The organism is Rathayibacter sp. AY1C6 (assembly GCF_002931535.1).
GTDB lineage: Bacteria > Actinomycetota > Actinomycetes > Actinomycetales > Microbacteriaceae > Rathayibacter.
In genome coordinates, this window is record NZ_PSWC01000004.1 from 161,402 (window position 1) to 184,290 (window position 22,889).

Below are 22,889 nucleotides of genomic sequence, written 5' to 3' on the forward strand. Positions count from 1 at the left end.
CCCCCTCACACCTTCCGCGGCACCGTGAACACGGTCTCCACTCCCGCCGAGTACAGCACCGAGTCCGGCGCGCGCGTCGCCAGCCCGGGGAAGCCCGCGGCGTCGAGCAGCCCGTCGTCGAGCGCGAGCAGCTCCGCGCGTCGCAGCGGCCACGGCCGGTGCAGGTTGCGGCCGTACCAGGTGGAGCCCAGGTGGCGCTCGTGGTAGGCCCAGCGTGCGGTGAGGAACGAGGCGAGCGGGTCCTCGTCGACCGGCTCGCCCGGGCGGACGACGATCCGGGAGCGGGCGGCCGAGTCCGAGTGCCGGATCGTGTCGTAGATCACCGCGCCGTGGCGGTGCTCGATGCTCATCCGGGCCCAGCGGTAGGGGAGCCCGAACACCGCCTGCGCGGTGAGCACGGGAAGGAGGTGGGAGGCGTCGAGCGAGACGAACACGACTCCGCGTCGTCCCTGCTCGTCGACGGAGTAGAGCCGGACGTTCACCTCGGGGAAGGTGCCGAGCCAGGGCACCCGCGGGCCGCCGAGGAAGGCCGTCCGCGAGAGCCGGAACGGGATCAGGCCCACCCAGGAAGAACCGTCGTGCTCGTCGGGCCTCGTCCCGGCCGGGAGGTGGGGCGCCACCAGGGCGGGGTCGACCCGCCAGTGCAGGAACGTCGCCTCGGTCCAGCGCTGCTTCAGGATGCGCGGTCCGCCGAGCGCGGGCGCGGAACGGGTGACGGGTTCGACGGATCTCACGCGCCCATCGTGCTCCGATGTGCTGCGAGCTCGCCCGTGCAGGCGCGCTCAACGGCGTGCGACGAGTGCCTTCAGTGTCTCCAGCACCAGGGCCACCGGTGCGGAGGAGGCGGCGGAGTTGCGCACGACGGCCTCGAGGGAGCGGACGGGCCGGGGACGGACGACGGGCACGGCGCGGACGCCGTCCGGCAGGCGGTGGGCCGCGAGTTCCGGCAGGACCGTCACGCCCATGCCCGCGGCGACGAACGCGGCGGCGGTGATGTGGTCGTTCGCCTGGACGTGGAAGGGCGGCGCGAACCCGGCGGCGGCGCAGGCCTCCACGACGTTCCGGCGGCACCAGCCGGTGGGCAGGTCGTTGTCGACCCAGCGCTCGTTCGCGAGCTCGGCGAGGTCGATCTCGCTCCGGGAGGCGAGCGGATGATCGTCGGGCAGGACGACGAGGTAGGGGTCGTCGAGGAGGTGGTGCGCCGTGAATCCGGGGGCGGTCGGCTCGGAGGAGGCGACGAGGAGCTGCACGTCGGGGCGCGCTCCGAGGTCGTCGTCGAGCTCCTCTCCCAGGCGCAGATCGAGGGCGAGGCCGGGGAACGCGGCGGTCAGCCGACGGGCGACCTCCGGCATCCAGGCGCTGCCGACGGAGGCGAAGTACGTCACGGAGAGGCGGCCGGAGCGGCCCTCGCGCAGCTCCTCCACCACGGCCTCCGCTTCGGCGAGGCGCTCGAGGACGCGGTCCGCCTGGGCGGCGAGGGCGCGTCCGGCTGGGGTCGGGCGGACGCCGCGGCCCACCCGCTCCAGCAGGGTCAGTCCGGTCTCGCGCTGCAGAGCGGAGAGGTGCTGGCTGACGGCGGAGGACGTGTAGCCGAGGCCGGAGGCGGCTCCCGCGATCGAGCCGGAGGCGACGACGGAGCGGAGGATGCGGAGCCGGTGCACGTCGAGCATGAGACGACCGTACAGTCCGGCTGAACGATCCGACAGTGAACGGAACTGGTGCTGAATCCCCGGCAGCGCCACGATGGCCTCATGACCGACGTCTCCTCCTCCGCCCCGCCCTCCACGAGGGACGCCCTCCTGCTGTGGGGCGCGATCGCGGTCACCGTCCTGCTCTGGGCGTCGGCCTTCGTCGGCATCCGCGCCACGACGGAGGACTTCGGCCCGGGCGCGTTGACCCTCGGCCGCATCGTGGTCGGATCGCTCGCGCTCACGGTCGTCCGCGTCGTCCTCACCGCCCGGAGGCGACAGTCGGAGGCGGCTCCGGATCCTCGCACGGCGGTCCCGCGCGGGCGCCTCCTCCTGCTCGTGCTGGGCTGGGGGGTCGCCTGGTTCGGGGTCTACAACCTGGCGTTGAACGCTGCGGAGCGGCACGTCGACGCGGGGACGGCGGCGCTGCTGGTGAACATCGCGCCGATGATCACCGCCGTGCTCGCCGGGCTGCTGCTGGGGGAGGGGTTCCCCCGCCGTCTCCTCGCCGGGATGCTCGTGGCGCTGACCGGCGTCGCGGTGATCGCGTTCTCCACCTCCACCGGGCAGTTCGACGTGATCGGCGTCGCCCTCGGCCTGGTGGCCGCCGTCGTCTACGGCAGCGCGGCGACCCTGCAGAAGCGCCTGCTGGGCGGGATCGACGCGCCGACGATGACCTGGCTCGGCTGCCTCGCCGGCACGGTCGCGTGCCTGCCCTTCGCACCGGAGCTCGTCGAGGCGCTCGCCGCCGCTCCGCTCTCCTCGATCCTGGCCGTGGTCTACCTCGGGATCTTCCCGACGGCCGTCGCCTTCACGACGTGGGGGTACGTCCTCGCGCGCTCCAGCGCGGGTCGTACCGCGGCGTCCACCTACGCGGTGCCCGCGGTGGTCGTGCTGCTGTCCTGGCTCGTCCTGGGCGAGACCCCGCCGCTCGCCGCGCTGCTCGGAGGCGCGCTCGCCCTGGCTGGAGTCGCGGTGGCGACGCTGCGGAGGCGCCCGAAGGCGGTCTGACCGGCGGCGGATGCTCCTCCACAGCCGCCCGATCGCGTCGAGTCCTCGGACGAGGCGGCTCGCGGAGAACCCGCGGGAGGGCCCGGGATATGCTGGGCGGACGTTCATCCCAGTCGGCGCCGAGCGCCAGGAACGGTGAGGATCCCGATGACCGAGGCCCTGCAGCCGCCCGTCCAGAACGCCCTCTCGCTCACGCCTCCGGAGCCGGTGGCAGCGGTGCCGACCACCTCGGCGCCGTCGATCGCGCCGAAGGTGCCGGAAGCCGCCCTGCCCGGCCTCGAGGCGAAGGTCGACGGCTACCTCGACACGCTCCTGGCGACGGAGTCCCGCAGCCCCGAGTTCGCGACGCGGGCCAACGACATCCGCACGATGGGCGACGCCGACATCCGCTCGGCCGCCGACTCGTCGAACCGGCTGCTGAGCACGCCGGTGCGCGCCCTCCAGGAGGGCGGGCTCTCCGAGGGGTCGACCATCGGCAAGACACTGCTCGAGCTGCGCCGCACGGTGGAGGATCTGGACCCGTCCGAGGACAACCTGCAGAAGAAGATCCTGGGCTTCATCCCGTTCGGCAACAAGATCACCGACTACTTCCGCCGCTACGAGAGCGCCCAGTCGCACCTGAACGCGATCATCCAGGCCCTGTACGACGGGCAGGACGAGCTGCGGAAGGACAACGCGGCCCTGAACCTCGAGAAGCAGAACCTCTGGGAGACGATGACCCGTCTCAACGAGTACATCTACGTCGCCGAGCGGCTCGACGTGAAGCTCTCGGCGAAGATCGCCGAGCTCGACGCGACCGATCCGGAGCGGGCGAAGGCGCTGCGCGAGGACGTCCTCTTCTACGCGCGCCAGAAGCACCAGGACCTGCTGACCCAGCTGGCCGTGTCGATCCAGGGCTACCTAGCGATCGACGTCGTCATCAAGAACAACGTCGAGCTGATCAAGGGCGTCGACCGCGCGACGACCACGACCGTCTCGGCGCTGCGCACGGCGGTCATCGTGGCGCAGGCGCTCGCCAACCAGCGCCTCGTGCTCGATCAGATCACGGCGCTGAACACCACGACGTCCAACATGATCGAGGCCACCTCGCGCATGCTCGCCGACCAGTCGGCCTCGATCCAGTCGCAGGCCGCCTCGGCCACGGTCGGGCTGCCGCAGCTGCAGGCCGCGTTCGCGAACATCTACCAGACGATGGACTCGATCTCGGACTTCAAGATCAAGGCGCTCGACAGCATGGCCCAGACCGTCGGAGTCCTGCAGACCGAGACGGCGAAGGCCGGCGAGTACGTCGAGCGGGCCCGCCGCAGCAACTCGGACATCGACGCGACGTCCTCGCTCGATCTCGGCCGCTAGCCGATGGGCTGGTTCTCCCGACTGTTCACGGGTGCCCCCGCGGCGCCGGAGGAGACCGCGCCCGCTCTGCCGAGCGTCCCGACGAGCGACGACATCCTCGCGGCGCTCGACAGGGTCGGCACGCGGACGGAGGGCCGGGTTCCCGGCATCGTCGCGGCGCGCATCCAGCGGATCGACGAGACGGTCCGCGAGATGGTGCCCCGTCTCGACCGCCTCGGCGGGATGAGCCGGCAGGGCCACACCGTCGTCGCGACCGCGACCAGCTACCTCCCCGAGGCGGTGGAGGGCTACCTCCGCCTGCCGAGGGACTTCGCCGACCGCCGCGCCGTGCACAGGGGGAAGACCTCGCTGATGATCCTCTGCGACCAGCTCGACCTCCTCGGAGGCACGCTCGACCGCATCTCGGACGCCGTCTCGCGGCAGGACGCCTCGGCGCTGATCGCGCACGGGCAGTTCCTGGCCGAGAAGTTCACGGAGTCCTCGCTCTCCCCGAGCGGTCTCGACGCGCCTCCGCAGCCGGGAGCGCCGTCCGGATCCGGCTCGCTGACCCCGCCGAGCGCCTCGTGACCGCGCTCGCCCCGGCGCTGGACGCCCTCGTGCTCGCGGGGACGGCCGCCGGCCTCGACGCCGCGGCCGTCCGCGACGAGGGTGCGCGGCTGGCCGCCGCCGTCGCCGAGTCGATCCGCGGCGCCGGGCAGGACTGGCTCGCCGCGACCGGCGCGACGGGCGGTCTGGAGGCGTTCTTCACCGCCGCCTCGAGCGGCCGGCGCTGGCGGTCGGGGCCGACCGATCAGCTGGCCGCCCTGGTCGGCGCGGGCTCTCACCACTCCTCCGCCTACGCCCGCGCCCTGACCGAGGTCGTCTCGGCGGCCAGCGCTCTCGGCGACCCGGGCATCGGCGGCATCGCCTCCGCCTCCGCGACCGCCGCGGCCCAGCTCTCCGCCGTCCCGGGCGCCCGGGGCGCCGCTCCGACGACGAGCGGAGGAGTACCGCACACGACCGGCCGGTCGCCGGACGGTGCCGCGGGCGCCGACCTGCCGACCGGTCTGCCCGCCGGCGTGCCCGGGGTCGACGAGATCCTCGAGCGCCTCCGCCGGACCGAGCACGACGGTCCTCAGGACGAGCCGGCGCCCGCCGCCGCTCCCGCCGCGGAGCCCGCCTCCGAGCCGGAGCCGCTCGACCCGCCGGAGTCCATCGACGACCTGCTCGCCGAGCTCGACGCGCTGATCGGCCTCGACCGGGTGAAGAGCGAGATCAAGCGGCAGACGCAGCTGCTCCGGATCGACACCCTGCGCCAGGCCGCCGGACTCAGCACGCCCACGCTCACCCGCCACCTCGTCTTCACGGGGAACCCCGGCACGGGCAAGACGACGGTGGCGCGGCTGGTCTCGCGGATCTACCGCTCGCTCGGCATCCTCTCGAAGGGCGTGCTCGTCGAGGTCGACCGATCGGAGCTGGTGGCCGGCTACCTCGGGCAGACCGCGACGAAGACCGCGGAGGTGATCGCCTCCGCGCGCGGCGGCGTCCTCTTCATCGACGAGGCCTACGCGCTCGCGCTCGACCAGTACGGCGCGGAGGCGGTCACCACCCTCGTGAAGGACATGGAGGACCACCGCGGCGACCTCGTCGTGATCGTCGCCGGCTACTCCGGGCCGATGCAGGGCTTCCTCGACACGAACCCGGGTCTCGCCAGCCGCTTCTCGACCACGATCGACTTCGCCGACTACTCCGACGACGAGCTCTCGGCGATCTTCGGCCGCCTCGCCGCCTCCGCGGACTTCGAGCCGACGGAGGAGGCGCTCGCCGCGTTCGCGGGCCTCGCCTCGGCGCAGCAGCGCACAGAGGCGTTCGGCAACGGGCGCTGGGTCCGCAACGTCCTCGACGCGGCGATCGCCCGGCACGCCTGGCGCCTCCGCGACGTGGAGGAGCCGACGCTCGACGAGCTGCGCATCCTGCTCCCCGAGGACGTGGTGGAGAGCCCCGAAGCCTCGAGCAGCCCGGACGGAGCCGGCGACGACGACGAGGGCTCGGTCGAGGGCTCGGAGGAGGCCCTCCGGCAGGCGGACGCCTCCCCGAGCGGCGCGGCCGTCCCCGTCACCGACGACCCCGAGGAGGAGAGCCGTTGAGCACCGCACCCGCCGCGCCGCCCGCGCAGAGGATCCCCGAGCCGCCCCTCGTCCAGGTCGCCAACCGGCCGGCGCAGCGGAAGCCGTCGCTGCTGGCCCGCGCGACCGCGACCACTCCGGCCACCCTGCGCCTCCTGCTCGCCCTGACGGCGCTGGCGGCCGTGCTGTTCGGCGTGTTCGCGCAGCAGGCAGGAGCGATGCAGGCGCGCGCCGCGACGACGGCCCGGGAGCAGTCGGCGCAGCTCCTCGGCGTGCAGAACGTCCGCACGCTGCTGGTGGACGCCAACGCGATCGCGGCCAACACCTTCCTCGTCGGCGGACTGGAGCCGACCGAGCTGCGGGCGTCGTACGTCTCGAGCCTCACCGGCGCCGCCTCCGCGATCGCCGGACTCTCGGCCGCCGACTCGGCGGACACCCGGGCCCTCGCCCGGGTCGCCAGCAGCATCACGACCTACAGCGGGCTGATCGAGCAGGCGCGGGCCAACAACCGGCAGGGCTTCCCCGTCGCCTCGGCGTATCTCGACCAGGCGTCGACGGCCCTCTCGGGGGACGGCGGCATCCTCGAGGACCTCGACGGGCTCGTCGACTCCGGCGCTGACCGGGTCGCGGCCGCCTACGACGCCGTCCGCTGGAGCGTCCTGCTCATGATCGGCTCGCTCGTGATGCTGGTCCTCCTCCTGGCGGCGCAGCTCTGGCTCGCCCGCCGCACGCACCGCTACCTCAACCGCCCGCTCGCCACGGGGACCGCCCTCCTGCTGGTCGTCGGCGTCGGCGGGGCGGTCGCCTACGGATCGGTCGCGGCGGACGCGGGGACGGCACGGGTCGAGTCCTACCGCGAGGCGCTCACCGTGTCGAACGCGCTCATCGCCGCGAGCGACGCCAAGTCGCTCGAGAGCTTCACGCTGATCAAGCGCGGCTCCGGCGCCGCCCTCGAGGAGCGCTACACCCAGGCCGTCGACTCCGCCCGGGAGAAGCTCTCGGGCGACCTGCAGGACGAGCTGGCGAGGACGCGGCTCGTCGACGAGTTCGGGCAGTGGCAGTCGTTCCACGAGGAGATCCGCGCCGCGGACGACGCCGGGAACTGGGACCAGGCCGTCCGCGTCGCCACGATCACCGGGAACGGCACGCCGAACGACCTCTTCACCACCTTCTCCGACGACGCCCGCGACGTGGTGCAGGAGAAGGCCCTGGCCGCCGCCACCACGCTCGACAGAGGTGCGGAGTTCGCGACCCTCGTCTCGTGGATCCTGCTGGCGGCCGGTCTCGCCGGAGCCGTGTTCGCCTGGCGCGGCATCGCCCAGCGACTGGAGGAGTACCGATGAACCGCCTGCGCGCCGCCGCCCTCGCCCTGGCCACCGCCGCGGCTCTCGCCCTCACCGGCTGCACGACGGGGGCGGACGACCTCGGCACGCCCCTCGCCGCGGCGACCCCGACTCCGACGGCGAGCGCGTCCGCTCCCGCCGCTCCTGCCGCGGCGGACTGCTCGCCCTCGGCGGTCACCTCCTACGCGCCGACCGGCGTGACCGACAGCACCAGGCTCACGGAGATCCGCGGGCGCGGGACCCTGCGCGTCGGCGTCTCGGCCGACACCCTCCTGATGAGCGCCCGCAACCCGATCACGGGGGCGATCGAGGGCTTCGACGTCGACATCGCCCGCGAGGTCGCCCGGGCGATCCTCGGCAGCGACTCCATCGACTACGTCGTGATCACCTCCGCTCAGCGCCTCCCCGCGCTCACCGGCGGCGACGGCGCCCCGCAGGTCGACATGGTGGCCCGCACCCTCACGATGACCTGCGATCGCTGGAGCTCGATCGCCTTCTCGTCCGAGTACTACGACGCCGGCCTCAAGGTGCTCGTCTCCGACGACCCCGACGGCGTCCCGATCACGGGCATCGGCGACCTCGACGGCGAGAGGGTCTGCGCGCCCAGCGGCACCACGACGCTCAGCCGCCTGCAGAACGACTACCCGGAGGTCGAGGCCGTCGAGGCCGCCACGCACTCGCAGTGCCTCGCCCTCTTCCAGGCAGGAGAGGTCGACGCCATCGCGGGCGACGACACGATCCTCGCGGGCTTCGTGGCGCAGGACCCGTACGCGAAGGTCGTCGGCGACGCCCTGAGCTCGGAGCCCTACGGCCTCGGCCTGCCCGCCGACGACCCCGACTTCGTGCGCTTCGTCAACGCCTCGCTCGAGAGCATCCGCAGCGACGGCCGCTGGCAGAGCATCTACGAGCGCTGGCTCGGGGTCCTCGGCGAGGCCTCGCCGCCGGCCCCGGTGTACGGCCGATGAGCACCGGTCTCGCGGAGGGGACCCCCGTCGCTCCGGGCCGGCTCGGGGAGGCCGCGCCGCAGCGCGAGCTCTTCGAGTACCTCGCCGCTCTCACCCGCTGGCTCCAGCGGACCACGCGCGAGCTCTCGCGGCTGGACGCCGCCGCGCTGGCGTCGCCGCAGGCCGAGAACTACACGGCCGACGTGGTGCTCGCCCAGTCGCTCCGCGAGTCCGTCACCCGGCGCCTCGCCGAGCTCGAGGCGGTCTGGGACTCCGGCCGCGTCGACGTCGTGGCGCGCGAGCGGATGTCTCAGCTGATCTGGGGCCGTCTCGACGCCTCCGGGAGCGGCGCGGTCTCGCTGGTGGAGGCGGTGCGCCTCTGCGACGCGGTCGTCGGCCAGCTGCGCTCCCGGCTCGAGCTCGACCCCAGCGGCACCGACGTCGCCGGACGGATCGTGGGGGTGCGCGCCGAGATCGAGCGCTGCCGCGACCTCACCCGTGACGGCGGCGGCACGGTCGACCGCGAGCGGGCGGAGCGGGTCGCCGTGCTGCGCTCCCGCCTCGACGCGCTCGCCGAGCGGGCGGGCCGGGGAGCCGACGTGTCGGGGCCGCTCGGCCAGCTCGAGAGCGACTCCGCCCGGCTCGAGCGCGACCTGATCATCGCCGCGTCCGAGCGGCGCGGACTCGAGCGCGACCGCCGTCGGGCGCGCGAGCTGGCGGAGGCGGCCGAGCGACGCGAGGCGCCGCTGCGCGAGCTCGTGGCCCGCTGCCGCCGCGAGATCGCCGACCCGCCGCGGCTGGCCGTGCCCGACGTCTCCCGGCTGGGCGATCCTCCGTCCGACCGCGAGGCGCTCGACGCGCACCTCGCCCGGCTCACCGCGGTCGGCCGCGCGTTCGACGCGGTCGAGGCCGCCTACACCTCGCCGCTGCGCGAACGGGCCGCCCTCGGCTTCCGCCTCCGGGCACTGCGGGAGCGTGCCGAGGGCAACGGCCGCGCTGCCACCGCCGTCGGCGTCGCGGCCGAGGAGGAGGTGCGCGCAGCCCTCGACACGGTGCCGTGCTCCGTCCCGCTCGCCCGTCACCTGGTCGAGCAGTACGACGTCGTCACCCGCGACCTCCCGCAGCCCGACCCCGCGCACCACCGGAAGGCCACCCCATGAACGGCGCCCCCTGCACCGCGACTCCCGGCTGCACCGGGACGATCGAGGACGGCTACTGCAACGTCTGCGGCCTCCCGCCCGAGGAGGGCGCCGCCGCCTCCACGCCGACCGCGCGCCGCGCCGCTCCGGCCTCCCCGCCGGCCACCGCCTCCGCCGCCTTCGGCACCGGCTTCGTCGAGGGCACCCCCGGCGCCACGGCACCCGGGCCCGCGGAGGAGTCGGCCACCGCGCGCAGCACGCGCACCTCCTCCGCCCGCCTCGCCACCGCCGCCCTCGGCTCCGCCCGCACGGCGCAGACCGGCTCGAAGGTCACCCGCCGCGTCGGCACCACCTCGACCCGACTGCGCGGCCCGAGGCTCGGCGCCGGGCTCACCACCGTCCCGTCCCGCCCGGCCGCCGACCCGATGGCCGCTCTGATGACCGAGGCGGTCCTCCCCGAGCGCAAGCGCTTCTGCTCGCACTGCGGCACCGCCGTCGGCCGCGGGCGCGACGGTCGGCCCGGCCGCACCGAGGGGTTCTGCCCCAACTGCCGCACGCCGTTCTCGTTCACTCCGCAGCTGGTGAAGGGCGACGTGGTCGGCGGCCAGTACGAGGTCGTCGGCTGCCTGGCCTACGGCGGCCTCGGCTGGATCTACCTCGCGCGCGACCGGAACGTCTCGGGGCGCTGGGTGGTGCTCAAGGGCCTGCTCAACTCCGGCGACCCCGACGCGTACGCCGCGGCCGTCACCGAGCGCCGGTTCCTGGCCGAGGTCGAGCACCCGCTGATCGTCGAGATCTACAACTTCGTCCTGCACGACGGCGCCGGCTACATCGTGATGGAGTACGTCGGCGGGCCGAGCCTCAAGCAGATCCTGAAGGAGCGGCTGGACGCCAACGGCGGCGCCGCGGATCCGCTGCCGGTGGACCAGGCGCTCGCCTTCGTGCTCGAGGTCATGCCCGCCTTCGCCTACCTGCACGACCACGGCCTGCTCTACTGCGACTTCAAGCCGGACAACATGATCCAGGTGGGCGACCAGGTCAAGCTGATCGACCTCGGCGGAGTGCGCCGGATCGACGACGAGGACTCCGCCATCTACGGCACCGTCGGCTACCAGGCTCCGGAGGTCGCCGACCTCGGTCCCTCGGTCGCCTCCGACGTCTACACGATCGGCCGCACGCTGGCCTCGCTGGTGCTCGACTTCCGCGGCAACCAGACGACCTTCGTCGCCTCGCTGCCGCCGGTGTCGGAGACGCCGCTGTTCCAGCGCTACGACTCCTTCTACCGCCTGATCGCGAAGGCGTGCGCTCCCGACCCGCAGGACCGCTTCGCCACGGTGGACGAGATGCGCGGCCAGCTGCTCGGGGTGCTGCGCGAGGTCGTCGCGACCGACCGCGGTCCCGGACACCCCGCGCTGCACTCGACGGAGTCGGCCCTGTTCGAGGCGCCCGTGGCCGACGTGGTCGACCGCGTCCCGCCGTGGGACGCGCTGCCGGCGCTCCGCCGCGACGAGTCCGATCCCGCCCGGTCGTGGCTCGCGGGCGTGAACGTCGCCGACCCGATCGTGCGCCTGCGCGCTCTCGCGCTCGCGCCCACCGTGACGGTCGAGGTGCGGCTCGCCCGCGCCCGGGCGGCGATCGAGGCGCAGCGCTGGGAGGAGGCGGCCCGCGCGACGGGCGAGATCCTCACGGAGGACCCGTGGGAGTGGCGGGCGGTCTGGATGAGCGGTCTCGCGCAGCTCGCGCGCGGCGACGACATCGGGGCCCGCGCCTCCTTCAACACCGTCTACGGGCAGGTCCCCGGCGAGCTCGCCCCGAAGCTCGCGCTCGCCGCGGCGTGCGAGGCGAGCGGTGAGCCCGAGGTCGCCGAGTCCCTCTACGTGATCTGCGCCCGCGCCGACGCGAACTACACGGCACCCGCCGCCTTCGGTCTCGCGCGGGTGCGGCAGCTGCGCTCCGACCTCGACGGGGCGCTCGACGCGCTCGACATCGTCGCGCCCACGCGCTCCTCCTACTCCGACGCGCGCCGCCGCCGGGCGGAGCTGCTGGCGGAGTCGGGCCGCGGGCTGCCCGCGCTCTCGGCCGCCCTCGCGAGCGTCGACTCCGTGTCGATCGATCAGCGGACCCGCCTCGAGCTCACGACTCAGGTCCTCGCCTCCGCCCTCGAGCTGGTGCGGCGCGACGGCCCGGCCGAGGGAGCGACCCTCGGCGGGGTCGAGGCGAACGAGGCCGCCATCCGCGACGGCCTCGAGGCCTCCTACCGCGCGCTCGCCGCCTCCACTCGCGAGCGCGACGAGCGCCTGCGCCTCGTCGACCGGGCCAACGAGGTCCGACGCTGGACGCTGACATGAGCGGCGCGCTGTCGACTCCCTGCCCGAACTGCGGCGAGCCGGTCACGACGGGCGACGCGTTCTGCGAGGCCTGCGGGACGCCGCTGATCGTCGCGGCCACCCCCTCCGCTCCGCCCGTCGCCGTCGGAGGATCCGCCACCTGCGTCTACTGCGGGGGAGCGGTCGCCGAGGACGGCTACTGCGAGCAGTGCGGACGCCCCGCTCCGACCGAGCGCGAGCACTGGGCTGAAGCGCCGCACCCGCTGGTCGGCGGCGTCTGCGACCGCGGGCTCCGGCACCCGGCCAACGAGGACGCGATGGCGCTCGGGGCGACCACCGGCGCCGACGGCTCTCTGAGGACGGCGCTGCTGGTGGTCTGCGACGGGGTCTCCTCGACCCCCGACTCCGACAAGGCGTCGCTCGCCGCGGCCCGTGCGGCACTCAGCGCGCTGCAGGCCGAGGTCGGCGGGGAGAGCGCGGGAGCGGACCGCTGGCGCGCGCTGCTGCAGATGGCCACCGCGCGCGCCTCCGGAGCGATCGACGCGGCCGTGCCCGAGAAGCGGTCGAATCCGCCCTCGTGCACCTTCACCGCGGCGGTGCTGGACGGCGCGCTGCTCGTCACGGGCAACGTGGGCGACAGCCGCAGCTACTGGATGCCGGACGCGGGCGAGCCGCGGCAGCTCACGGTCGACGATTCGTGGGCGCAGGAGCAGATCGCCTCGGGAGTGCCGCGGGAGCAGGCCGAGACGGCGCCCGACGCTCACGCCATCACCCGCTGGCTCGGCGCCGACGCGCACGACGAGGAGCCGCGGGTCGCCTCCGAGGAGCTGACCGAGCCGGGCTGGGTTCTGGTCTGCTCCGACGGGCTGTGGAACTACGCGTCCGCCGCCGAGGACCTCGCGCGCGTGCTGCGCGAGGCGCAGGAGCGGGTGGGCGCGGATCCGGTCACGCTCGCGGAGGCGCTGGTCGCCTGGGCGAACGAGCGCGGTGGGCACGACAACATCACGGCGGCGCTGGCGCGGTTCGACCCGGCGGGTGCGCCGGAGGCAGCGGCTGAAGCGTCCGCTGCCGAGGTGCGCGGTGAGGAGACCGGTACAGCCGAGCAGGATGCCGCCGACGCCGGCGCCGCCGACCTCGGCGCTGCGGACCCGAGCGCGGCCGACCCCGCCGCCTCGAGCCCCGACGCGGCCACCCCCTCGCCCGACGCCGACGCCTCCCGTCCCACCGACTGAGCGCGCCGATCCGTCCAGACCACCCCTCCACCGCTGGACGGATCGGCACCCCCGCGGCCGTGGTCACGCCCCTACAGTCGTCGCCATGAGCATCGCCGAGCCCGCCACCGCCCTGTCCGTCGTCGGCCACTGGATCGACGGGGCTCCCTCGGCCTCCTCGTCCGGCCGCACCGCTCCCGTCTACGACCCGGCGCTGGGAGTCGCGACCAAGGAGGTCGCGCTCGCCGACTCCGCCGAGGTGGACTCCGCCGTCGCCTCCGCGAAGGCCGCCTTCCCCGCCTGGCGCGACACGTCGCTCGCGAAGCGGCAGCAGATCGTCTTCCGCTTCCGCGAGCTCCTCGAGGCGAAGAAGCAGGAGCTCGCCGAGCTGATCACGTCGGAGCACGGCAAGGTCGTCTCGGACGCGCTCGGCGAGATCACCCGAGGCCAGGAGGTCGTGGAGTTCGCGACCGGTCTCGCGCACCACCTCAAGGGCGAGTACTCGGAGCAGGTCTCCACCGGCGTCGACGTCTACTCGACCAAGCAGCCGCTGGGCGTTGTCGGGATCATCTCCCCCTTCAACTTCCCTGCGATGGTGCCGATGTGGTTCTTCCCCATCGCCATCGCCGCCGGCAACACCGTCGTGGTGAAGCCCTCCGAGAAGGACCCGTCCCCGGCGATCTGGCTCGGCGCCCTCTGGAAGGAGGCCGGCCTCCCCGACGGCGTCTACACGGTGCTCAACGGCGACAAGCAGGCCGTCGACGGGCTGCTCGAGCACCCCGACGTCCGCTCGATCTCCTTCGTCGGCTCCACCCCGATCGCGCAGTACGTCTACGAGACGGGCACGAAGCACGGCAAGCGCGTCCAGGCCCTCGGTGGGGCGAAGAACCACATGCTGGTGCTCCCCGACGCGGACCTCGACCTCGTCGCCGATTCCGCCATCAACGCCGGCTTCGGCTCGGCGGGCGAGCGGTGCATGGCGATCTCGGTCGTCGTCGCGGTCGAGCCCGTCGCCGACGAGCTCATCACCAGGATCCAGGACAGGGCGTCGAAGCTGCGCATCGGCGACGGCCGCCGTGGCTGCGACATGGGCCCGCTGATCACCGAGGCGCACCGCGACAAGGTCGCCTCCTACATCGCGATCGCGGAGGAGGACGGCGCGGAGGTCGTCATCGACGGCCGCGGCATCGAGGTGGACGGGGACGCGAACGGGTTCTGGCTCGGCCCGACCCTGCTCGACAAGGTCCCCACGACCTCCCGCGCGTACACGGAGGAGATCTTCGGACCGGTGCTCTCCATCGTCCGCGTCGCCTCCTACGAGGAGGGCGTCGCACTCATCAACAACGGCGCGTTCGGCAATGGCACGGCCATCTTCACCAACGACGGAGGAGCGGCCCGCCGCTTCCAGAACGAGGTCGAGGTCGGCATGATCGGCATCAACGTCCCCATCCCCGTCCCCGTCGCCACGTTCTCCTTCGGCGGCTGGAAAGCGTCCCTCTTCGGCGACACCAAGGCCCACGGAGCCGAAGGCGTCCGCTTCTTCACCCAGCAGAAGGCCATCACCAGCCGCTGGCTCGACCCCTCCCACGGCGGCATCAACCTCGGGTTCCCGCAGCATTCCTAGGCTCTCTCCTCCTTCGTCGTCGATCGCCCGCAGTCGGCCTGGGAGGGTGGTCGCGTCTCGCAGAGCGTCCTGCGTTCCGCGCACGTCGATCCGCTGAGACGCGGATCACCGGTTGCGCTCCGCGCCGGCGGGAGGCGCTGGGTCGACCGGAGAGGCTCACCAGCACGGCTGAGCGCAACCGGCGATCCGCGTGGGAGCGGATCGTCGTGCGCGGTACGCAACCCGCTCTGCGGAACGCGACCACCCTCCCCGGCCGACCGCGGCCGATCGACGACGCAGGAGGAGAGAGGCTCTTGAGCACCGCGCAACCGGCGATCCGCGTGGGAGCGGATCGTCGTGCGCGGTACGCGACCCGCTCTTCCCAGCGTCCCCACCTCCTGAGGCCGACCGCGGCCGATCGACGACGAAGGAGGAGAGAGGCTCCTGAGCACCGCCTAGCGCAACCGTCGATCCGCGTGTGAGCGGATCGTCGTGCGCGGTACGCGACCCGCTCTTCCCAGCGCGACCACCCTCCCCGGCCGACCGCGGCCGATCGACGACGCAGGAGGAGATCGGCTATGAGTGCAGCCGCAGCGCCGTCCAGAGCTCGGTGCGGGCGGAGACGTCGTCGAGGTCGAGGCCGAGGGCGCGCTCGACGGCGGTGATGCGGTTGCGGAGGGTGTGACGGTGCACGCCGAGGTCGCGGGCGGCGGGCTCCCAGGCGCCGTTGCGGCGGAGCCAGACGCGGGCGCTCTCGAGCAGCACGGCTCCCTCGGGGGTCAGCAGCGGTGAGAGCATCCGGCGGGCGAGCGGTGCTGCTCCGGCGGCGGCGAGGAGCCCGATCATCCCCTCGGCGGCGACGTCCTCGAAGCGGACCACCGTCCCGTCTCCTGTCCGCTCGGCGGCGCGCCGCGCCTCCTCGAGGCCCCGGTCCAGGTCCGACCAGCCGATCGGGGCGGAGGCGCCGGCGCTCGCGCCGTGCCGCTCCAGCACGGCGGTCAGCGGCTCGAGTCCGTCGGCGGCGGCGACGGCGACGAGCGAGCCGTCCCTCTCGGCGAAGAACAGGCGCGCGCCGTCCTCCTCCGCCACGACCTCCAGCTCGTCGAGGAGCGAGTCGCCGTGCACGGGCGCGCTCAGCACGACCACCCGCACGGGCTCGGCGGGCAGCGGGCTCCCCAGGCGCCGTGCGGTGCTCTCGGCGACGTCGAAGGCTCCCGCGGCCAGCAGCTCGAGCAGTCCGGAGCGCAGCTGCCGGCGGGAGGAGTCCAACGCGCGCCGCTGCTCCAGCGCGATGCTCGCCAGGGCTATGACGCTCGCGACGAGGTCGCTGCCCGCCGGGTCCAGGGGCGTGCCGGTGCCCACGGCGAGCACCCCGCGCAGGTGGTCGCGGCGCCCGATCGTCTGCAGCGTCACTCCGCCGCCGTCGTCGAGTCGGAGTCCCGCTCGGCTGCCGCGGGTCAGGGCGTGCCTCGCGGCCGCGGCGACCGCCTCCTCCGCCGGCACGTCGAGCCGGGTGGGCAGGTGCACCCTCTGCCCGGCGGCGTCGTAGAGGGCGACCCAGCAGTCCAGCTGCCGCTCCAGCTCGGTGAGGATCGCCGCGAGCCCGTCCGGCCGCAGCGCCGCGCGGGCGACCCGCCGCTGCGCCTCGAGCGACCACTCCAGCCGCTCACGCTGCTCCCGCGAGATCACGTCGGCGACGAAGCGGATGATCCCCATGAACGGAGTCAGGTCCGCCACCTCCAGCAGCGGCAGGCCCTGGCGCTCGCACGCCGTGACGAGAGCGGCGGGCACCTCGTCGTGCACGATGCGGGTGGCGAAGCCGAGCGCGCGGATGCCGCGGCCGCGCAGCCGGGCGACGTACTCCTCCGAGAACTCGGCGCTGTCGTGCCCGGTGAAGTGGACGCCGTCGGTCAGCAGCAGCTGGCCCGACTCGAGCCAGGGCGTCGGATCGACGAGGTCCGAGGAGTGCGCCCACACCAGAGGGGCGTCGAGGTCGGCCTCGTCGTGGACGCCGGCGAGCACGCGCAGGCGGAAGGCCGGTTCGGCCAGCAGATCGCGGACGGTCGCGGGCATGCGCGGCTCCCTTCGACGTTCCGTCCATCGTAGGGTCCGCGGATCGACGGATCCGCACGGCCGCTCTCGAGGCGCGCGCGGCACGATGGAGACCATGACGTCCTCGACCGCCCCCACCGTCCGCGACAACGCCTCGGTCACCGCCGCCGACCGGTCCCGCGTGTTCCACTCCTGGTCGGCGCAGGGCGCGCTGAACCCGCTGCCGATCGCGGGCGGTCTCGGCGCCGAGGTCTGGGACGTCGACGGCACCCGCTACCTCGACTTCTCGAGCCAGCTCGTGAACGTCACCATCGGCTACCAGCACCCGAAGGTCGTCGCCGCCATCCAGGAGCAGGCGGGCGTCCTCACCACCGTCGGCCCCGCCTACGCGAACGAGACCCGCGCCGAGGCGGCCCGCCTGATCACCGAGCGGGCGCCCGAGGGCATGGAGAAGGTCTTCTTCACCAACGGCGGCGCGGATGCGAACGAGAACGCGATCCGCATGGCGCGGCTGTTCACCGGCCGCGACAAGGTCGTCTCGCTGTACCGCTCGTACCACGGCAACACGGGAGCGGCGATCGTCTCGACCGGCGACTGGCGCCGCATCCCCAACGAGTACTCCCGCGGGCACGTGCACGCCTTCGGGCCCTACCTGTACCGCAGCGAGTTCTGGGCCGAGACCCTCGAGCAGGAGTGCGAGCGCGCGCTCCACCACCTCGAGCGCGTCGTGCAGGCGGAGGGGCCGGAGTCGATCGCCGCGTTCCTCCTCGAGACCATCCCCGGCACCGCCGGCGTGCTCACCCCGCCGCCCGGCTACCTCGCGGGTGTCCGCGAGATCGCCGACCGGTACGGCATCCAGCTGATCCTCGACGAGGTCATGGCGGGCTTCGGCCGCACAGGGGAGTGGTTCGCCTTCGACGCCTTCGACGTGCGCCCCGACCTGATCACCTTCGCGAAGGGCGTCAACTCCGGCTACGTCCCGATCGGCGGCGTCGTCATCTCGGATCCGATCGCCCACCACTTCGACGAGCGCGTCTTCCCCGGCGGTCTCACCTACTCGGGCCACCCGCTCGCCGCGGCCAGCGTCGTCGCGACGCTCCAGGCGATGGAGGAGGAGGGGATCGTCGACAACGCGCGCACCATCGGCTCGGAGCACCTGGCCCCCGGCCTGGCGGCGCTCGAGGCGAAGCACGACCTGATCGGCGAGGTCCGGGGCTCCGGAGTGTTCTGGGCCCTGGAGCTGGTCACCGACCGGGCCGCGCGCACCCCGCTGCCGGCTGCCTCCGTCGCCCGCCTCAAGACCGACCTGCTGTCCCGCGGTCTCCTGCCCTTCACCGCCGACAACCGGATCCACGTGGTCCCGCCGGCCGTCATCACCCCCGCCGAGGTCGCCCGCGGCCTCGGCATCCTCGACGACGCCCTCACCGCCTTCAGCGGCTGACCGCACTCCGTGCCGCAGGGAGCGGCGTCCTCGCGAGGCGTATCCGGGGATCCGCGTTCCAGCGGATCCGCGTCGCCGTGCGCGACCCGCTCCTCGGGACCCGGCCCCGCGCTGGAGCCGACTGCGGGACGCCGCGCGGGGAGCGGCGTCCTAACCAGCGGCGTCCTCGCGAGGCGTATCCGGGGATCCGCGTTCCAGCGGATCTCCGTCGCCGTGCGCATCCCGCTCCTCGGGACCCGGCCGCGCGCTCGAGCCGACTGCGGGACGCCGCGCGGGGAGCGGCGTCCTAACCAGCGGCGTCCTCGCGAGGCGTATCCGGGGATCCGCGTTCCAGCGGATCCGCGTCGCCGTGCGCATCCCGCTCCTCGGGACCCGGCCATGCGCTCGAGCCGACTGCGGGACGCCGCGCGGGGAGCGGCGTCCTAACCAGCACTGTGCAAGGCGAACGCCGTCACGAACCCGAGCACCGCGTACAGCCCGGTGAGCACGTCGTCGCGGTCGAACGCCTCGGGGATCATCGTGTTCGAGATCATGGCGAGGATCGCGCCGGCGGCGACGGTCGTCACGAAGGCCACGACCGCGCCGGGCGCGGTGGCGAAGACCAGGAAGCCGACCAGCGCTGCGGCGGCCGAGATCGCGGCGATCCCGCCCCAGACGGTGAAGACGTAGCGGGCGGAGCGGCCGTCGGCCTTCATGCCGACCGTCGAGGACAGGCCCTCGGGGAGGTTCGAGATCGCGACCGCGGCGACGATGGGCACGCTGATCGCCGCTCCCGCTCCGCCCTGGGCGACCGAGAGGCCGAGCACGATCGATTCGGGGACCCCGTCGATCAGGGCGCCGGCCGCGATGGCCGCGCCTCCTCCTCCGCCCGACCCCTTCGCGCTCTTGCGGTTCCCCGCGCCGGCGCGGGTGAGCAGCGCGTCCGCGCCGACGAAGACGACGGCTCCCGCGAGCGTGCCGAGGATCGTCGGGAGCAGTCCTCCGTCGTCCGCCGCCTCCTGCACGAGCTCGTAGGCGAGCGCCGAGATCAGCACCCCTGCTCCGAACGCGGAGATCGCGGCGGTGAGCTTCGGGGGCACGCGCACGAACCAGGCGAGCGCGGCGCCGATCAGGAGGGTGGCGCCGCCGATGGCGCCGCTGGCGAGGGCGAGGGTCCAGGGAGGCACGGCTCCACCCTGGCATCGGCGGCGTCCGGTCGCGGCGGGCTTGACGGGGGCGCTCCGGCGGCGCTCGACCCGCCTCCGCCCGCCCCGACAGCTGTCGTGCAGGCGTCGGGCCGCGATGCCCGGCCGATCCTCGGCGATGGAGGGCCGCTCGGGCCGGGCGTCCCCGTAAACTGCCGGAATGGCGGAGTTCAGCGCGAGTGTTTTCCAGAACGAGTTCCTCTCGGACGGCGCCACCGACGTGCACGCCATCGTCACGGTGACCGCGTCCGGCACGGGGGTCGCCGGGTCCGACGGGGCCGCGGCCGAGATCATCATCGTCGACTGCTCCGGATCGATGACCGGCGAGAACATGACGGCCGCGAAGCGCGCCGCCGCCGTGGCCGTCGACCAGATCCTGGACGGCACCTTCTTCGCCGTCGTGGCCGGATCCGAGCGCGCCGACCGCGCCTTCCCCTACCCCAATGCCACCGTCTCGATGGTGCGGATGGAGCCGGGGGCGCGGGCCGCGGCGAAGGAGGCGATCGGCTACCTCCAGGCCGACGGCGGCACCGCGATGGGCACCTGGCTGACCCTCGCCCGCCAGCTGTTCGCGACCGTGGCGGAGGCGACGCAGAGGCACGCGATCCTCCTCACCGACGGCAAGAACGAGCACGAGTCGCGGATGCAGCTGGACGCGGCGATCCGCGCGGCGTCGGGCGACTTCCAGTGCGACGTGCGCGGCGTCGGCTCCCGCTGGATCGTCGAGGAGGCGCGCACCATCGCGAGCGCCCTGCTGGGCACCGTGGGCCTGATCGCGAACCCGGCCGACATGGCGGCCGACTTCGAGTCGCTGATGCGGGCGTCGATGGGCCGGGGAGTCGCCAACGGCGAGCTCCGCGTCTGGACTCCGCAGGGCGCGCAGCTGCTTTTCGTCCGCCAGGTCGCGCCGAACCTCGAGGACCTCAGCTCCCGGCGGAACGCCGTGAACCCGCTCACCGGCGCCTACCCGACCGGCGCCTGGGGCGACGAGTCGCGGGAGTACCACGTGGCGGTCCGGGTCGCGTCGAAGCCGGTCGGCTCGGAGCAGCTCGCCGCGCGGGTGCAGCTCAGCGTGCGCGACGAGGTGGTCGCCTCCGCCCTGGTGAAGGCGCGCTGGACGGACGACTCCGCCCTGACCGCCCGCATCGACCCCGCCGTCGCCCACTACACCGGCCAGACCGAGCTCGCCTCCGCGATCCAGGACGGGCTCGCGGCCAAGGCGCGGGGCGACGAGGCGACCGCCACGGTCAAGCTCGGGCGGGCGGTGCAGCTCGCCTCCGTCACCGGGAACGACGAGGCGACCGCGAAGCTGCGGAAGGTCGTCGAGATCGACAACCCGAACGAGGGCACCGTGCGGCTCAAGCGCGGCGTGGACCGCCTCGACGAGATGGCGCTGGACACCGCGTCGACCAAGACCACGCGGGTGCGCAAGTGAGCTTCCGCTGTCCCGAGGGGCACACCTCGCAGTCCGGCGACTACTGCGACGTCTGCGGGGCGCCCATCGGTGCCGCTGCGGCCCCGTCGCCCGCTCCCGCCGCGCCGACCACCGCGATCCCGACCGGCCCCTCGGTCTGCCCGCACTGCTCGTTCCCGAACGAGCCCGGCGCCCTGTTCTGCGAGAACTGCGGCTACGACTTCACGACCGGCTCCCTCCCCGAGGCCGATCCGTTCACCTCCTCCGGCGCCGTCCGCGCTCCGGGCGAGGTCGGCGGCTCCGCGACGCCGTCGGGGGACCCGGCCCAGCACCTGGGCGAGGCGCCCGCGCCGCAGGCCGATCCCGCGGCTCCGACCGAGCTGGTCCCGGAGCAGGAGGCCGGCTTCGACACCCCCGTCGCGACCGCGCCGCCCGCCGCTCCGCCGACCGAGGTGATCCCGGAGGCCCCTGCACCCGAGGCCGCAGCCCCCGACGCGGCACCCGAGGCCTCAGCGTCGGAGGAGGAGGCCGCGTCCGCGCCGGCCACCGGCTCCGCCCGCCCCGCCGCCGCCTCCGCGGACCCGGACCGCCCGTGGATCGCCGAGCTCTGGGTCGACCCGGAGTGGTACGCCGAGCAGCGCGCCGACGACCCCATGCCCTCGCCCGGCCCGCCCGCGACCGTCGTCCTCCGCGAGCGCACCCTGCTCGTCGGCCGCCCGTCCGTCTCCCGCGGCGTCTCGCCGCAGGTGGACTGCGGCTCCGACTCCGGTGTCTCGCGGCGCCACTGCCAGCTGAGCACCGACGGCTACCGCTGGTGGGTCGAGGATCTGCAGTCGGCGAACGGCACGTACCTCGCCCCGGCCGGGGCGCCGCTCCCGCAGTCGCCGATCGCCGCCGGTCAGCGCCGCGAGGTCGAGGAGGGCGATCGGATCTACGTGGGCGCCTGGACGCGGATCGTGCTCCGTCCCGCGTTCCCCGGCGAGGCCTAGGGCCCCGCGCCCGAACGGTCAGCGACCGGCGAGCGCTCCGAGCATCCACGACAGCGCCGCGATCGCGCCGACGCCGACCACGCTCGAGCCGATGATCACGGAGCGCCGGATCCGTGCCGCGCGCGAGTCCGAGGCGGTCGGCGCGGCCGCCGCCGTGCCCGTCGTCATCCCGCCGCGGAGCCGGTGCGCGACCTCGTCGGCGGTCGGCCGCTTCTCCGGGTCCCGCTGCGTCATCGAGGTCAGCAGCGCCCGCCACTCCGCCGGCAGGGTGTCGGGCACGGAGGGGCTGCGGTGGAGGCGGGCGATGGCCGCCTCGAGGACGGTGCCCGAGTACTCGCGGTGACCGGTGATCGCCTCGAGGAGGACCAGGCCGAGGGAGAAGACGTCGCTCGCTCCGCTGATCGGCTCGCCCGCGACCTGCTCCGGGCTGACGAAGCTCGCGGTGCCGATCACGACGCCGTCGCTGGTGAGGCGGGAGCCGTCCATGAAGTGGGCCACGCCGAAGTCGGTGAGCTTGGCGGTGCGGGTGTAGCCGCTGGAGGCGACCTCGCTGACCAGGATGTTCGCGGGCTTCACGTCGCGGTGCACGACGCCGCGCTCGTGCAGGTAGGCCAGGGCCTCGGCGAGCTGCGTGCCGATCGCCGCGACCTCCGCCGCCGGGAGGGGGCCGGACTCGAGCCGCGCCTCCATCGTGGGGTCGGCGACGAGCTCCATCACGACGTAGCGGCGGACCTCGCCGCCGAAGTTGTGCAGCCCCGCGTCGAAGAGGTTGACGATGCCGGGGTGGGCGAAGGAGCTCAGCATCCGCACCTCGCGCTCCTGGCGGGCCACGTCCTCGGGGTTCGAGGCCTCCGCGCGGAACACTTTCACGGCGACCTCGCGCTGCACGGTCTCGTCGCGGGCCCGGTAGACCGAGCCCATCCCGCCGGAGCCGATGCGCTCGATCAGGTAGTAGCGGCCGGCCACCTTCTGCTGGGCGGCGTTCGCGGCGACGGTACTCATGGCGATCCCGCCTTCCGCTCGAACGGTGCGCTCCGGAGCGCACCGTTCGAGCGGAAGGCGGGATCGCCATGAGTACCGTCGCC

18 protein-coding genes are annotated in these 22,889 nt (G+C 74.0%); 13 read left to right on the forward strand and 5 right to left on the reverse strand.

Translation table 11 applies throughout. From position 1 onward, the window contains the following. Nucleotides 1-5 precede the first annotated feature (5 nt). The gene (locus tag C5D36_RS04585; protein WP_104295284.1) at nucleotides 6-734 is read right to left on the reverse strand and encodes a YqjF family protein; all 729 of its coding nucleotides are present in this window, start codon (nucleotides 732-734) and stop codon (nucleotides 6-8) included. Between the two features lie 48 nt (nucleotides 735-782). Then, nucleotides 783-1,670 carry a LysR family transcriptional regulator gene (locus C5D36_RS04590; RefSeq protein WP_104295285.1) on the reverse strand — a complete coding sequence of 296 codons (888 nt, stop codon included), beginning with the start codon at nucleotides 1,668-1,670 and terminating at the stop codon, nucleotides 783-785. A gap of 81 nt (nucleotides 1,671-1,751) precedes the next feature. Between C5D36_RS04590 and C5D36_RS04595 the strand changes: the two genes are divergently transcribed. From C5D36_RS04595 to C5D36_RS04640, 10 genes are all read left to right on the forward strand, one after another. Continuing rightward, nucleotides 1,752-2,699 (forward strand): DMT family transporter, encoded by a 948-nt coding sequence (locus tag C5D36_RS04595; protein WP_104295286.1) that lies wholly within the window; start codon nucleotides 1,752-1,754, stop codon nucleotides 2,697-2,699. Between the two features lie 147 nt (nucleotides 2,700-2,846). Then, nucleotides 2,847-4,052 (forward strand): toxic anion resistance protein, encoded by a 1,206-nt coding sequence (locus C5D36_RS04600; protein ID WP_104223833.1) that lies wholly within the window; start codon nucleotides 2,847-2,849, stop codon nucleotides 4,050-4,052. A 3-nt stretch (nucleotides 4,053-4,055) separates the two neighbouring features. Beyond that, entirely contained in the window at nucleotides 4,056-4,619 is a 564-nt protein-coding gene (locus tag C5D36_RS04605) for a hypothetical protein (RefSeq protein ID WP_104267137.1), read from the forward strand. Beyond that, nucleotides 4,616-6,178, forward strand: a complete 1,563-nt coding sequence (locus tag C5D36_RS04610; RefSeq protein WP_104295287.1) for an AAA family ATPase — start codon at nucleotides 4,616-4,618, stop codon at nucleotides 6,176-6,178. The genes C5D36_RS04605 and C5D36_RS04610 overlap by 4 nt, the downstream gene beginning before the upstream one ends. Further along, on the forward strand, nucleotides 6,175-7,500 hold the full coding sequence (locus C5D36_RS04615) for a hypothetical protein (protein WP_104295288.1): 1,326 nt from the start codon (nucleotides 6,175-6,177) through the stop codon (nucleotides 7,498-7,500). The genes C5D36_RS04610 and C5D36_RS04615 overlap by 4 nt, the downstream gene beginning before the upstream one ends. Then, nucleotides 7,497-8,465 (forward strand): glutamate ABC transporter substrate-binding protein, encoded by a 969-nt coding sequence (locus C5D36_RS04620; protein WP_104295289.1) that lies wholly within the window; start codon nucleotides 7,497-7,499, stop codon nucleotides 8,463-8,465. Before C5D36_RS04615 ends, C5D36_RS04620 begins: the two co-directional genes overlap by 4 nt. Then, nucleotides 8,462-9,604 (forward strand): hypothetical protein, encoded by a 1,143-nt coding sequence (locus C5D36_RS04625; RefSeq protein ID WP_104295290.1) that lies wholly within the window; start codon nucleotides 8,462-8,464, stop codon nucleotides 9,602-9,604. The genes C5D36_RS04620 and C5D36_RS04625 overlap by 4 nt, the downstream gene beginning before the upstream one ends. Further along, entirely contained in the window at nucleotides 9,601-11,931 is a 2,331-nt protein-coding gene (locus C5D36_RS04630) for a serine/threonine-protein kinase (protein WP_104223838.1), read from the forward strand. Before C5D36_RS04625 ends, C5D36_RS04630 begins: the two co-directional genes overlap by 4 nt. Then, nucleotides 11,928-13,142 carry a PP2C family serine/threonine-protein phosphatase gene (locus C5D36_RS04635; protein WP_104295291.1) on the forward strand — a complete coding sequence of 405 codons (1,215 nt, stop codon included), beginning with the start codon at nucleotides 11,928-11,930 and terminating at the stop codon, nucleotides 13,140-13,142. The genes C5D36_RS04630 and C5D36_RS04635 overlap by 4 nt, the downstream gene beginning before the upstream one ends. Before the next feature lie 85 nt (nucleotides 13,143-13,227). Continuing rightward, entirely contained in the window at nucleotides 13,228-14,745 is a 1,518-nt protein-coding gene (locus tag C5D36_RS04640) for a CoA-acylating methylmalonate-semialdehyde dehydrogenase (protein ID WP_104295292.1), read from the forward strand. 555 nt (nucleotides 14,746-15,300) lie between these two features. On the opposite strand, the gene C5D36_RS04645 is transcribed toward C5D36_RS04640, so the two are convergent. Next, complete coding sequence (locus C5D36_RS04645) at nucleotides 15,301-16,797, reverse strand: PucR family transcriptional regulator (RefSeq protein ID WP_181072766.1); 1,497 nt, start codon at nucleotides 16,795-16,797, stop codon at nucleotides 15,301-15,303. A gap of 94 nt (nucleotides 16,798-16,891) precedes the next feature. On the opposite strand from C5D36_RS04645, the gene C5D36_RS04650 reads away from it, so the two are divergent. After that, on the forward strand, nucleotides 16,892-18,217 hold the full coding sequence (locus tag C5D36_RS04650) for an aspartate aminotransferase family protein (RefSeq protein WP_104267132.1): 1,326 nt from the start codon (nucleotides 16,892-16,894) through the stop codon (nucleotides 18,215-18,217). A gap of 422 nt (nucleotides 18,218-18,639) precedes the next feature. Here the strand turns inward: C5D36_RS04650 and C5D36_RS04655 are convergent, their stop codons facing one another. Continuing rightward, on the reverse strand, nucleotides 18,640-19,383 hold the full coding sequence (locus C5D36_RS04655; protein WP_104223842.1) for a ZIP family metal transporter: 744 nt from the start codon (nucleotides 19,381-19,383) through the stop codon (nucleotides 18,640-18,642). 178 nt (nucleotides 19,384-19,561) lie between these two features. Here C5D36_RS04655 and C5D36_RS04660 point away from each other — a divergent pair, with 178 nt between their 5' ends. Further along, entirely contained in the window at nucleotides 19,562-20,836 is a 1,275-nt protein-coding gene (locus tag C5D36_RS04660) for a VWA domain-containing protein (RefSeq protein WP_104295294.1), read from the forward strand. After that, nucleotides 20,833-21,804, forward strand: a complete 972-nt coding sequence (locus C5D36_RS04665; protein WP_104295295.1) for an FHA domain-containing protein — start codon at nucleotides 20,833-20,835, stop codon at nucleotides 21,802-21,804. The genes C5D36_RS04660 and C5D36_RS04665 overlap by 4 nt, the downstream gene beginning before the upstream one ends. An 18-nt stretch (nucleotides 21,805-21,822) precedes the next feature. Here C5D36_RS04665 and C5D36_RS04670 read toward each other — a convergent pair whose 3' ends face one another. After that, the gene (locus C5D36_RS04670) at nucleotides 21,823-22,806 is read right to left on the reverse strand and encodes a serine/threonine-protein kinase (protein WP_104295296.1); all 984 of its coding nucleotides are present in this window, start codon (nucleotides 22,804-22,806) and stop codon (nucleotides 21,823-21,825) included. Nucleotides 22,807-22,889: the final 83 nt, after the last annotated feature.